The sequence below is a fragment of the Arenibacter lacus genome (assembly GCF_008711145.1).
GTDB lineage: Bacteria > Bacteroidota > Bacteroidia > Flavobacteriales > Flavobacteriaceae > Arenibacter > Arenibacter amylolyticus.
The window spans coordinates 1-13,304 of record NZ_VVIN01000074.1 but is presented as its reverse complement, the minus strand read 5'-3'; the positions used below and the strand labels follow the sequence as shown (position 1 = coordinate 13,304).

The following is a 13,304-nucleotide window of genomic DNA, read 5'->3' as shown; positions in this document are numbered from 1 at the left end:
TAGTCAATATCCAGAGGATTGATGTACGTTTCCGGCAGTACTTCTTGTGAATAGTTTAGTACACTAAATAGGAAAACCGCTGTTATAACTATCTTTTTAAAAAATTTCATCTATTTCAGTTTTACAAAAGTTTATGATTGCAAAATTCTTTGCTCGATTTTTATTCAGATCGTTTTATTGAAAACAACCATGGCAATAACTTAGGCTCAGCAAAAGCAGGGTCCCAACTGTTGTGATTGGCATCCCCAAACAGGGTAAGGTTGGGCGCTCCTCCAAACGCCATAATTTTTGCTGTTATATCCAAGGACAATTGCGGATGCACCACATTGTCTTTTGCCCCATGAAAAATCCATAACGGCACCTTGTTGGCATAGATTTCCGACGCTTCTAAATCTCCCCCGCCACAAATAGGAATCGCCGCTGCAAACATGTCTGGTTTTCTATAGAGCATTTCAAAAGTGCCCATTCCTCCCATAGAGAGCCCCATAATATATACCTGGTCTTTCTTTACATAGGCTTCGTTTACCAGCGTATCCATCAAAACCATGGTAAGCTCCATAGCTTTGGTGGGACCTTCACCGTATTCAAAGGAGATTTCCAAGGGTTCTTTGGTGCGATCTACCGCCACCCTGGACCAATAATCATCTTGGGGACATTGTGGAAATAGGATTATTGCAGGGAAATTCTCCCTATTTTCTTCCTCTAGAAACAAATTGCTGCCATGGACCAATTGCTTTTCGTTATCACTCCCTCTTTCACCTGCCCCGTGCAAGAACAGCACCACGGGATACTCTTCCTCACTGGAAAAATTTTTAGGATATAGAATTCGGTATTGCAGGGAGTCTGTCCCCATTTTAAAAACCTCGGCCTGGTATAAATCACTTTGGGCGTAGTTGGCTGTAAAGGTCAAACAACATAATAACAGCACTAGCTTCTTTTTAGCTTCCATAGGTAAATCCTAATTTGGTTAATCCTTTTTTCACATCCTCGTTTTGCATAAACAGCTTCCACAACAAGCCGGTTCTATAATTTTCGATCATAATGATCTGGGGTCCTTGGTCTATTGCCAGATACGCCTCTGCCACCCAAAAATTATACTGCGGACTAAAGGCGTCATAAAATCCGGCAGGACCTAGTAATTTATCTTTATGCCTATAAAAATAGTGCATGGCCTTTAGCGATTCTGTAGGGGTATAAGGAATACTGCTAATGGCTGCCGTAGGGGAAATAACGCCCACATCGTTAGCGGGGGAATGAGCGCTATACCCCAGGCTACCATCTGAATTTCTAGAATAACTTGCGGATAAGCCCCAACATTCTGGGCCATAACCTAAATATTGCTTTGGGTTCTCTACGGCATACCGATAGTTGATGAGGGCATGATTTTTACTCACCTCCCCATAATCTACAAATTGGTCCTTTAGCCCCATTGGATTCAATCCAAGGAAGGGATAATGGGAAAAAAACAGAGGTCCGCCATAGATCTCCGAGCTTGGATGCTTCACTAACAAAGGGTGACTATAGGTGATTTGGCCCGATTTAATCCCTCCATTGGACGCCCATCCCTGTGTATATACCTCCTTGGAAATGGCAAACTCCGGGGAGGCTGCCGCCAAGACAAATGCTATTAAGGTTTCATTATAGCCTTTTAACTGCAGGTTTATGGCAAAGTTGTAATTAGGGCTCCAATGCCAGTACAGTTCATTTTGGTTTTGGGTATACCAATTCCACTCTACCCCTTTCCACAACCTTTCCGCCTGTTCTGCCAGTTTTATTTCCGTATCGGAACCATCCTTAAAATATTCCTTAACCGTAATCAGTCCTTGAACCAGCAAGGCAGTTTCTACCAAGTCACCTCCGTTATCCTTATCGCTAAAGGGTTTTACCATTCCGGTATTCCCATCTAGCCAATGCGGCCAAGCCCCGTGAAATCGGTCTGCCTTTTCTAGGAAATTTAGCATTTTCTGCAACCTTGCAACCGCTTCTTCCCTAGGAATATAAGCGCGTTCTATTCCCACCAATATGGCCATGAGGCCAAAACCGGTTCCCCCTACGGCCACGGTATGGGCATCATGGGCCGGATTGGCCGGATGAAAGCGTTCCCGGGCGCAACCAGAATTGGTCTCCGCATAATCCCAGAAATATTTAAAGGTCTCCCTTTGGGTAAGCTCCATCAACTCCTCATCCGAAATTGCTTCCACTTGAGGCTCCTCCTTGGGGGTATCTGGTAATTGCGATTCCCCGGTGGGTCCTAGAGGCCCATCGGCAGTACAGGAAAAAAATAGGACAAGGATAAGGGATACCCAAACAGTTCTCATATTCATATTAACTTCAATACTAAGGGTTGGAATTCTAAATCTTCACAAAGCAGCAGTCTTTAGTTGGCGTCGTTTATTGAAAACCCTAATTTTTTCAATCCTTTCTGCACCTCCTTATTGCCCATAAACAGCTCCCACAACATACCGGATCTATAATTTTCTATCATTACCGGAATAGGCCCTTGATCTATGGCCAGGTATCGGGGAACACTCCAATTATGCTCAAAACTAAAGGCATCATAGGGACCGTATTTCCCTATTAAGGAATCTTGTTCCTGATACAAGGTTCGCAAAAATCGCATACTTTCCTCAGGCGTATACGGCATGGAAGACAGCGCAGCGGTTGGTGAAATCACCCCTAAGTCTTGATCGGGCTTATGCACGGAATACCCTTTTATGGAGTAGCTAGAGGTATGCCCCCAAAGATTCTCTCCATATCCTTTGTAATTATTGGGGTTTTCCACCGCATGTTTGTAATGAATCAAGGCATGGTTCTGGTTCAATTTCCAATAATCCCCATATTGATCCGATAACCCTTTGGGATTTAGTCCCAGATAAGAGTAGTGAGCCCAAAACAGGGGACCCACAGGAGATCCTCCGTGCTCATAATGCCTTAATTCGGTTTCTAGGCCATAATAGACCGTGTCCTTTGCAATTTCACCGTTACGGGCCCATCCCTGATGATACACCTCAGCATCAATTGGATGTGTAGGGGAAGCTGCTGCCAATACGTACATCACCAAAGCTTCATTATAACCTCCCACGGGAAAGTTCATATCCCATCCATAGTTGGGGGACCAATGCCAATACAGCACCTTTTCCCCGCCTTTGGTATACCAGTCCCATTCTACTTCTTCCCATAATTTTTGGATTCTACGGCTAATGGATTTTTCTTCCTCGGTAGTACCGCGTCTATCAAAAAACTCCTTTACCGTTAGTAGTCCTTGCACTAAAAAAGCACTCTCCACAAGGTCTCCTCCATCATCTTTTTCACTAAAGGGGGCGGTAGTTCCATCGGGTTTTAACCAGTGCGGCCATACCCCGTGAAAGCGATCTGCTTTCTCCAAAAAATCCAAGATTTTCAAGTAGCGCTCCACCGCTTGCTCTTGGGATATGAACCCGCGTTCTACACCTACTAGGATAGCCATCAGTCCAAATCCGGACCCACCAGTGGTAATAATATCTTTGTGGTGCACCGGGTATACCTCATCCATATGGATACGCTCCCTTGCTAAGCCTGAAACAGGTTCTGCCCCTTCCCAAAAATAATCGAATGTCTGCCGTTGAATTTTATCCAACAATTCCGCATCGCCAATCACCTGGGCAATAGCTTCTTTATTCTTGGTATTGGTTTTTTTTTGGCCGTTGCAGGCTGTAAATAGTAGTGCAACGGCCATTGTTAGTATAACAAAAGATAATCTCATGTATAATAAACTATAAATCGGTATTTCTTATGTTTTGTACTTCTTCCTGGGTAAGGGCTTTGCTGTAGAGTCTCAACTCATCCATAAAGCTGGCGTCGTACAAATGTCCCCACTCGGTAAATCTAGGTTCTCCAGATCCTATGGAAAGCAGGTCGCATCCTGTCCAGTCTACGCCTCCGGCTAAGTCGCTCTGCGCAACCAATTCCCCATCTATATAAACAGTCGCCTTGCTTTCCGAAATGGTAAAGGCCATATGCACCCATTCTCCAACAGCGGTATCAATACGGGCTGCGTCGCCCCCATCTATCCAAGTATCTGCAGTCCCATTTCCTACGTTCAGTTTAAAGATCTGGCTATCCGGGCTTCCCTCTCGGAAGAATCGGAAACCATTTTTCCGATTATTTTGGGTTGCAGGATAGTCGGCATTCTCGGTATCCTCAGGGCCCATGACCAAAATACCTGCCCTATCTGGTGTGGCGTTTACCTTATACCAAAAAGTAGCACTAAATTCTGAGGTGGTTAATCCCGTTGTAGGGAAGGTTAGGTAAGAATCTGCAGCACCTGCGTAGGCGTCGGCCCCTCGAACACTTTCCCCAGCAAAACCGGGACTTCCAATTACCGTTGCTTCTGCATTGGTGAATTTATTCTTGGTATCCCCATCGAAAGGAAGGTAGAACATTTCCCCCTCAAACTCCCCGGTATAGGGATTGGTAACATTTATCATGTCTTGGATATCTGCCTCGGTCAATGCAACATTGAACAATCGCAGTTCATCCATAGGACTGTTATCGGATTTATGATTCCAATAGCTAAAAGTATCCCCTCCAGAACCTATGGTTAACACCTCACACCCGGTCCAATCTACCGGGGCGCTCAAAGCGGCGGTTCTTACAGCCACCCCATTAAAAAAGAGGGTACTTTCTGTGGCAGAAATAGCGAGGGCAATATGTACCCACTCTCCAGTGGTTGCATCCAGCACCCCACCATCGTTCCAACTTTCACCGTTTCCGGTACCTACATTTGCCTTAATGGTCTGATTAGTAACACTGCCTTCTCGGAACAATCGGAAACCTTGAAAGCGATCATCGGCATCGTCCCCAATGACTAGAATACCTGCCCTATCCGGACTGGCGTCCACTTTATACCAAAATGCAGCGGTAAACTCGGTTCCCAACAATCCATCCGTAGGATAGGTTAGGTACGCATCTGTAGCCCCTTTATACGCATTGGTTCCAATTAATCCCTCTCCTGCAAATCCAGGATTCCCCACCTTATCGGCCTGTTTTAATCCTATAAGGTCAAAATAATCCCCGTCGAACGGCATATAAAGCGTTTCTCCGGCGAACATAGGAGTATAGGCGGGTTCCTTTTCAAAATTCACCGTTGCTACGGTGGTTTTCCCTTCTAGATCCGTTGCGGTAACAGTTAGTTCATGGGAACCATCTGCCAACTTATCGTACACTAGGTCATTGACCAATAGACGGCGATAGTCCTTAAAACTGCTATAGCTACCAATTTGGGCGCCATTGAGCATCACCGCTACCGTCGCGATTTCGATATCATCGGTTACTTCAAAATCGATCGTAATGGAGGTCACCACATCCAATACTTTTATTTTCACACCATCCGTAGGGTAATTGATTTTTACCTGTGGAGCGGTCTCATCGGCTCCTGGAGCTACTTGGGTTATAGGATCTATTCCTTGGTCACAACCGTAGAACAAAAACACGGCGACCAAACTGACACAAACTCTTAGTATATTTTTCATTTTTCCCATGGTATTTCTTAGTTATTGTTCCCATTTAAAATTGGAAACTGGTCTACTTGACTCTGTGGATAAGGCAGATAAATCTTATTCTCGGTAAAGGTCCGCCCGTCGTAGCTCAGTTCATTAAAACGGCCTAAGCGCACCATATCGTAATATCGTTTCCCCCATTCCATGCTCAGTTCGGCGAATTTCTCCTCCAAAACCTGATCTAGGGTCACGCCAGACAATGGAGCCATATTGGCCCTTGCCCTTACTTGGTTAACTGCTTGGTCTGCACTCATTCCAGTACTGGAAGCCCCTTGCGTTAAGGCTTCTGCATATACCAATAAAATCTCGGCATAACGTATTACGTTGAAGTTTTTATTACTACCATAAGCCGTTCTCCCCGGAATTAGCTGATTGGAAGGCAAATAGTGCTTCCCACTTGCGAACAGCGCCCTAGGGTAATCGTTGATAACATCGCCATCCCTAGTAGTGTTAGAAACAAAACTAGGCAGGTTGGTGTAATTGGGATCGGATTGGATCTCTGCAATCCCTCTATCCGTAAACAATACGCTGGTTTCCAACCGCACGGTTTCCCCGCGATCTAGCATAAACTTTATAAATTTCATACTGGGCTCAAAAAATCCCCAACCACTACTTGCGCCTTCCACTGCAGGGGTCCAGTTTTGTGGACCATAGGGTGCATAAAGATGTCCAGATCTATCGCCTTCTCCCTGGTTATAGTCTGAGTATTGAAGATCTAAAATGGTTTCATTGCTTAATTTTCCCGGAATTTTAAACTGCTCGTAATAGTCCGGATAAAGGGAAAACTTCCCTGAGTTTATAATTTGGCCGGCCGCATCTGCCACCACCTGATAATTCTTCAATTCCTGATTTGCCAAGGCTTTAATCGCCAAAGCGGTATACTTGGTAACCCCACCAGGAAGATCGGTACGCTCATTGGGCCTTAGGCTAGGCAAAAAGGGAATGGCTTCATCCATCTGGTCCGAGATATGCTGCATTACTTCCTCCTTAGTGGGTACTGTTTCCACATCCAAAAGAACATCCGTATTGGACGATTCTGGGATAAAAACATCTCCCCATACCTGCGATATATGGAACAACATCATTCCTCTAAGCACTTTTGCTTCGGCAATGTATTGGTTGCCCAAAGCCACCCCTCTTTCATCGGCAAACTCTTGGTACCTTGCAATTTGCTCCATGGCCGTATGGGCCGATATCACATCTACATATATATTCTCCCATAACGAATTATACATCCAATAATCCTTGTTGTAATTAAATTTATCCGTCTCGGCAAAATCTTGCTGATCTCCAAGTCCACCCGCATTCACATCATCGCCTCTGACCGCAATTAACAGCGGTTGTTCCCAGCCCCTTGCCTGAAAGGCCTCATAGACCCCTACCATGGATAGTTGCATATCTTCCGTTTTGGTAAAATCCGTTCCCCCGGCAAAATTATTATTCAGCTCGGGCTCATCTAATTTGTCCGTACATCCCATATACCCCAAGGATGCGATGGCCAATAGAACTAGCGTTGCTATTTTATATGATTTTTTCATCAGTTTATGTTTTATTATTTTTTTCGATTTAATCTATTTAAGCCAACCCCTTTTTCGTTCTTTGTTAAAGGGGATTACCTCCAATTCTTTAAATTTTTATATTCACTCCAATAGTGTAAACCGAAGGAATTGGATAGGTTTCGTTATCTACCCCATTAGCCACCTCAGGATTAAATCCGTTGTAGTTAAAAAGGGTCAATGGTTTTTCGGCGGTTAAATAAATCCTGGTTTCTGGTATTCCAGAATTGGATCCTTTCCTATTTAAGGTATACCCTAAGGTTATGTTCTGAATCCTAAAGAAATCACCATCCTCAATAAAGTAATCGCTAAGTCGTTGGTTCCATCCTTTTCTGATTCCTGCAGCAGAGGGGTAGCTATTGGAGGTTCCCTCCCCATGCCAACGATTCATGGCAAAATCGCGATCTACATTGGTGTCGTTGGTAAAGATTACCTCACCCCTTTTTCGGTTCAAGATCTTATTCCCCCCTTGCCCCAATGCAGATGCAGATAGGTCAAAGCCTTTGTAGTTAACACCAATATTAAACCCAAAGGAATAGGATGGCAAGAAGGACCCAAGGACCACCCTATCATCATCATTAATTTCCCCATCTCCATTCTGATCCTTGTATTTAAAATCTCCGGGTACCAAGTTATTGGCGACGGCCACTGGATCTGCCTGTATTTCGGCCGCATTTTGATATACGCCAGCCACTTCCCTACCGAAAAACGCAAAAATGGGTTGGCCTACCATAGATCGTTGTCTAAACTCTGCCGTTCCGGCATCTAGGGCAACTGCCCCATTAATATCCAATACTTCGTTCTTTAGTGTGGCTATATTGGCACCAATAGAATAGCTAAAATCATCCGCAACCTGCTTGTCCCAGTTGAGCGCCAGTTCAAAACCAGAGTTTCTAATCTCCCCCACGTTTTGCCTGGTACTGCCTGGTATTAATGGACGCGCCACAGGAATAACTGCATCCTTTGTATCCCTAATATAATAATCGGCCTCAAGGCTTAGGTTATTGTCCAGGAACCTTGCAGAGATACCAGCGTTTATTTCTTCGGTTACCTCCCATTTTAGGGCGGTAAAATCACTGTTCGTTTTCAACCCACTGAATTGAGTATCCCCAAGAGCGGTAAGTACCACGGATGAGGTTATAGAACCGTCACTGGAAGCAATTTTATCGTTCCCCAACTCTCCCCAGCTTCCGCGTAATTTCAGGTAGTCGAAAATTCCATTGTTGTCCATAAAATTCTCCTCGGTAACTACCCAACCGGCACCCACGGTGGGGAAATACCCCCATTTTTCCTGATACTTATTGGTACCATCGGCACGGAAGGTACCGTACAGCAGGTAGCGATTATCATAGTTATAGGAAACCCTGGTGAAATAGGAGAAACCATATTCCCTTTTCCCATCATCTCCTACCCCAGCGGTAACTATCGACTGAGCCTGATCTAGGAAATAGGCTTCTTCCCCAGATTGCGGAAAGTTTAGGCCTTCTGCCCTAAGTAGATCAAAGGATTCGTCCCTAAAGGAAGATCCTAAGAGTACCGTTAAATCGTGTTTCCCGAAAGAATTGGTATAGGTTAGGGTATTGTCCCAAATTTGATTGGAAATAGTAGCATTCCTTTTGATCAATTGAGAATTTTCTCGTTGAAAATTGTTACCTATAAAATAGGGTAGCCTCACTTGTCTGCCCTCCATAGTTTCAAAATTGTGATTGTAAGCGGTTTTAAAGGTCAACCGTTCCGGTACAATATTCACCTGGGCATAAAAATTAGCCAACACATTTCTAATTTTCAACCTGTTCTCATTGAGGTCCATTAACGGGAATGGATTTTGTCCACCACGATATCCCAAATCCTGCGCATTGGCATAGTTTTTCGGGAATGCATTGGTATTCTGTGGATCTAGAACGGGTAAAATAGGCACTGCAAAGTAGGCACTTCTCCATGCTGAGTTCTCCGCATCGTATCTGGTGGCATTACTTATGATGGTATTCCCACCCACTCTTAACCAATCCGAAACTTTAAAATCTATCTTACTCCTTAAGTTAAATCGGTCGTACTGGTTCTTCATTTTAAGGATTCCCTGTTGACCAAAGTAATTGGCTCCTATAGAATAAGTAGCATCCTCACTCCCACCAGTGATACCAATGCTATGACTGGTGATAAGGGCCTGACGGGTAATTTCATCGTACCAATCGGTATTTACGTTTGGTACATTTGGGTTCACCCTACTTCTACCATAACGCTGCATTGCATTTAGAATGAATTGGGCATCCGGAGCAGATCCAGACTCCATAGCGATGGTAGTAAACTGCTCTGCGTTAGCCAATTTTAAAATGTTTTGTGCCACTTGAAATCCGGAATACCCGTCATAGGTAATTTCTGGACGTTGATTAGGGGAGCCAGATTTAGTTTCTATAAGCACCACCCCATTAGCAGCGCGCACCCCATAAATAGCGGCTGCAGAAGCATCTTTCAATATAGATATGGAAGTAATATCGGAAGTATTAAGAAAGTCGATATTGTTAAAGAACATACCGTCTACAACATATAAAGGACCCGAAGCGCCCTGATCGTACGATCCAATTCCCCGCACTCTCACCGTTGGGGATTGCCCGGGGCTACCATTACCGACAATCTGTAATCCTGCAACTTTTCCTTGCAAGGCTTGCATAGCCTGCCCTGTGGGGGTAGCCGCAAGCTCCTCGGATTTTACAGTTGTTATTGCAGAGGTAAGGTCTTTCACCCTCATCTCTCCATACCCTACAACCACTACCTCATCTAGTGCTTGGGCATCTTCCTCTAGTTGAATATTAAAGGAAGATTGGTTATTAACTGGAATTTCGACAGTGGTGAAGCCTAGGTAACTAAAGACCAACGTCCCATTGCCTGGAACATTCCCTAGTACAAAATTTCCATCAAAATCTGTCTGTGTTCCTGTAGTGGTTCCTTTAACAATAACAGAAGCCCCTGGTAAGGGCTGATTGTCAGTGTCCGTCACCTCCCCACGAACAGTAATATTATCCTGGGCGTTGGTAAAGCCCACGAACAATAAAAACGAAATTAACAATAAGCTGTCTTTTATTTTCATAATCCATAAAAATTGAGTTAGATATTCACTAAATTACTAAAACCAACTACTGACAAGGGCTTGGAATGATACATAATAACTACATCATAAAAAAATAGGCCTACAAGCCCCAGTGTATAAGCCTTTGCAGTAATAATGACAAGGCTTTATTAAGATAAACTAACAAAATGATGTACTAATGATGTATTCCGTTTTTGTAAGAAAAACAACGGTTTACATGCCAAATCCCCCTGTTTTTCTTACTTCATGGTAATTAGGAAATTGGAGATATTCTGTTCACTGTTCAATTCCAGTTTTTTCCGAAGACGGTAACGATGTATTTCTACACCCCTTGTACTGATCCCCATTAGAGGCGCAATTTCCTTGGAAGAAAGATTCATTTTCAGGTAGGCGCATAGTTTAAGATCCTTAGGCGTAAGTTTTGGATAACGCTGCAACAGCGTCTCAAAAAAGTCGTTGTGCAATTCTTTAAAATTGACTTCAAAATGCCTCCATTCTTCATCATCACTAATGGCACTATTCAGTTTTTTCATGAAGGAGCGATACCGTTGCTGATTGTCAAATTTAGATTTATTCATCACCAACAGATTTTTAAGCTCCAGAATTAGTTCGTTCTTTCTTGCCATACTCATGGTGGTACTCGCCAACTCCTTTTGTTTCATACGCACCTCTCTGGCCAGTTTATCTTTTTCTAACTGCGCCAACTCCTCTTCTTTCTGCCGCTCTAAATTTTCTTTTAACACCCTATGTTTACGATCCAGTTTTCGTTTGTTCACCCATCTTACAATAAAAATGACCATAACCCCCATAAATCCATAGAACACCAAACTCATAGCAGAAAGATACCAAGGCGGGCGTATGCTAAAAGCCACTTGTTTGGGGTGGGACCTATTCCCATCTATGCCAATGGTATAGACGTTTAAGATGTAGTTTCCATAGAGCAGATTGTGAAAGGAAATGCTACCCGTTTCATGTACGCCAGTCTGCTCTAAAGGCCCTTTTAGCTCATAGAAATATCTGGGTTGCAACATACTAGGCGCTGACACCTCCATGGTAATATGTTGGGAAGCCTTATAGGGGATATCCAAAGGAAAATTCTGTAAGGCATGAATCGTTTCCTCATCTTTAAACCACACCAATTTAGGGGTCGTTAATGAAAAATCCTGAAGATGTCTACGAAGTTTGGCGAGGTTTAATTTGCTAAAACCATCACTAAGGGTGAAAAAATAGATGCTATCGTTTAGCTGTTCCATCCTTTCAGCCGCTGGAATTAGACGTTTTCCCAACTGCGCATCTTGGAGTATAATTTGATCATCCCTAAGGTTGGTTACCAACAGCTCCTTATCCCCTTCATTATCTATAAACCAATAGTTGTTCTCATCAAAATGCACTAAATCCTTGTGATTATAGTCCTGAAACTCTTCAAACAGGATTATCTTCTCCACAATGGGATCATATTTATACCAAATACCCTCTATATAAAAGACTATTTGATTTTTAATATTAAAGAGTTTTATGTTGTAATTATTTGGGATGCTTTCCAACCCAAATTCTTGCTTATGGACTACTTTGTTATACTCCCTATTTAGTATGATCCGATATAATCCCTTGTAAGGATGGGCAACCCAGAGCGTGCTGGAATTCTCAAAGGTTAAGTACTTTACCGGGAAGGAGATCCCTTGGATGGGCGCCACTTTCCAATTCCCTTCCACATCCTTATGAAACCTTGCAAGACCGGTATAGGTACCCTGTAGGTAGAGCGATTTTGAAGTGGGTACCTTCACCAATTGGTACCCTCCGGAAATATCGGATATTTTAGTAAGGGTCCCATTTTCCAGTTTAAAAGTCCCCGTATTATGACCACAGAGTAAATCTCCCTCCATCACCTCCAGATTCCAAATATGTCCTTGGGAACCAGGAACAAATTTAAGGCTGTCCCTTTCAAAGTAATGAATACCTGTATTGCTTCCCAGGTAAAAGGTATTGTTGTGCTGGGCCAGGTCGTATACCGTTCCTACGGCACCCGAATAATCGGTATAATAGGTGAGCGGATTGTCTATTTGCAATCTATCAATCCCATTATCCAAACCCACCCAAAGTTGGTTGCCGAAATTCTCCATTGCCAAAACGGTGTTATTTTGCAAGCCCACTTCCCTGTTTAGGCATTGATAGGTGTTTTTTTCCCAGTCATAAAAGTATATTCCATTCTTAATCGTTCCCAAGGCCAATTTGCCATTAGCCAAGGGCAGCACCTGATTTAGTTGGTGTTGTTTTAACTCTTTATTGATCTCATCAGGGAAGGGCTCCAACCCATCGTCGGTCAGTAAGTATGCCCCGTGCAGCTTGGTCCCAATGATTAAGCCATTGGAAGTGGCTTTTAGTTCTACCACGATTTTATCGGATAAAGAAGTGGTCCCCTCAACGGGAAACAACTCTCGGTTTTGAATATAGCTCAGACCATTTTGTCCGCCAGCCACAAAAATCCTATCCTTCCAAACTACCATATGGTTCATCACAAACCGGGGTTCTAACATGGTAATCCCGTTATCCTTATAAACATAGATTCCGGTGAAGGACCGGAAGACAATACCCTCTCCAAATGGTAGAATTTGCCAAAACTCTTCACTAGTAAACTCGTGATCCCCAATTAGATGGGTTAAGGAAGTATAGTCCAATCCGCCAAAATCATTTTTTTCCCAATATCCAAATTCTTCATAGGAGCCGGTATAAATCCTTTCCTCAATCCAGGCTACAGAACGGATGATGGTCTTATTGGGTAGTGGGTACAAGGACCATTGCTCCCCGTTATAATGCAGTAATCCCTTCCCATTGGCCACATAGAGTTCTCCCTCCGGATCTACGGCAAGGTCCCAGTTATTACTGGCAGCCTGATACTCAAAAATTGGATAGTTCTGAATGGGGGGCAGTAGTAGCTGTGCTTCCACCTTAAACAGCATCGTTAAAAAGAAAAGAACAGTGATTATACAAGAACTAATATTTCCCATAGATAGTGCAACACATTGATTTTGCCAATAGGTGAGGAAGGTACGAAAATTGAGGCAATCTGTCTTATTCTAGACTACCTACCAGCAATAAAACCTTGGATGAGCACTGCTAGATACAACC

The 13,304-nt window shown here is 43.5% G+C and carries 7 protein-coding genes; all 7 read right to left on the bottom strand.

Features of this window, described 5'->3' with window-relative positions; translation table 11 throughout:
* Nucleotides 1-160: 160 nt before the first annotated feature.
* The 7 genes from F1E73_RS15110 to F1E73_RS15080 all read right to left on the bottom strand — a co-directional run bounded on the left by F1E73_RS15110 (nt 161) and on the right by F1E73_RS15080 (nt 13,183).
* The gene (locus F1E73_RS15110) at nt 161-949 is read right to left on the bottom strand and encodes a carboxylesterase family protein (RefSeq protein WP_150452402.1); all 789 of its coding nucleotides are present in this window, start codon (nt 947-949) and stop codon (nt 161-163) included.
* Entirely contained in the window at nt 939-2,318 is a 1,380-nt protein-coding gene (locus tag F1E73_RS15105) for a glucoamylase family protein (RefSeq protein ID WP_394349929.1), read from the bottom strand. Before F1E73_RS15105 ends, F1E73_RS15110 begins: the two co-directional genes overlap by 11 nt.
* 59 nt (nt 2,319-2,377) lie before the next feature.
* On the bottom strand, nt 2,378-3,742 hold the full coding sequence (locus tag F1E73_RS15100; protein WP_150452400.1) for a glucoamylase family protein: 1,365 nt from the start codon (nt 3,740-3,742) through the stop codon (nt 2,378-2,380).
* Between the two features lie 10 nt (nt 3,743-3,752).
* Complete coding sequence (locus F1E73_RS15095) at nt 3,753-5,510, bottom strand: LamG-like jellyroll fold domain-containing protein (protein ID WP_223883460.1); 1,758 nt, start codon at nt 5,508-5,510, stop codon at nt 3,753-3,755.
* A gap of 17 nt (nt 5,511-5,527) precedes the next feature.
* Nucleotides 5,528-7,075 carry a RagB/SusD family nutrient uptake outer membrane protein gene (locus F1E73_RS15090; RefSeq protein ID WP_150452398.1) on the bottom strand — a complete coding sequence of 516 codons (1,548 nt, stop codon included), beginning with the start codon at nt 7,073-7,075 and terminating at the stop codon, nt 5,528-5,530.
* 88 nt (nt 7,076-7,163) lie between these two features.
* Entirely contained in the window at nt 7,164-10,178 is a 3,015-nt protein-coding gene (locus F1E73_RS15085; protein WP_150452397.1) for a SusC/RagA family TonB-linked outer membrane protein, read from the bottom strand.
* Between the two features lie 239 nt (nt 10,179-10,417).
* On the bottom strand, nt 10,418-13,183 hold the full coding sequence (locus F1E73_RS15080; RefSeq protein WP_150452396.1) for a helix-turn-helix and ligand-binding sensor domain-containing protein: 2,766 nt from the start codon (nt 13,181-13,183) through the stop codon (nt 10,418-10,420).
* Nucleotides 13,184-13,304 lie beyond the last annotated feature (121 nt).

Coding starts and splice junctions, on each gene's coding strand:
- F1E73_RS15110 (WP_150452402.1), bottom strand. CDS start 949: ATGGAAGCTAAAAAGAAGCTAGTGCTGTTATTATGTTGTTTGACCTTT.
- F1E73_RS15105 (WP_394349929.1), bottom strand. CDS start 2,318: ATGAGAACTGTTTGGGTATCCCTTATCCTTGTCCTATTTTTTTCCTGT.
- F1E73_RS15100 (WP_150452400.1), bottom strand. CDS start 3,742: ATGAGATTATCTTTTGTTATACTAACAATGGCCGTTGCACTACTATTT.
- F1E73_RS15095 (WP_223883460.1), bottom strand. CDS start 5,510: ATGAAAAATATACTAAGAGTTTGTGTCAGTTTGGTCGCCGTGTTTTTG.
- F1E73_RS15090 (WP_150452398.1), bottom strand. CDS start 7,075: ATGAAAAAATCATATAAAATAGCAACGCTAGTTCTATTGGCCATCGCA.
- F1E73_RS15085 (WP_150452397.1), bottom strand. CDS start 10,178: ATGAAAATAAAAGACAGCTTATTGTTAATTTCGTTTTTATTGTTCGTG.
- F1E73_RS15080 (WP_150452396.1), bottom strand. CDS start 13,183: ATGGGAAATATTAGTTCTTGTATAATCACTGTTCTTTTCTTTTTAACG.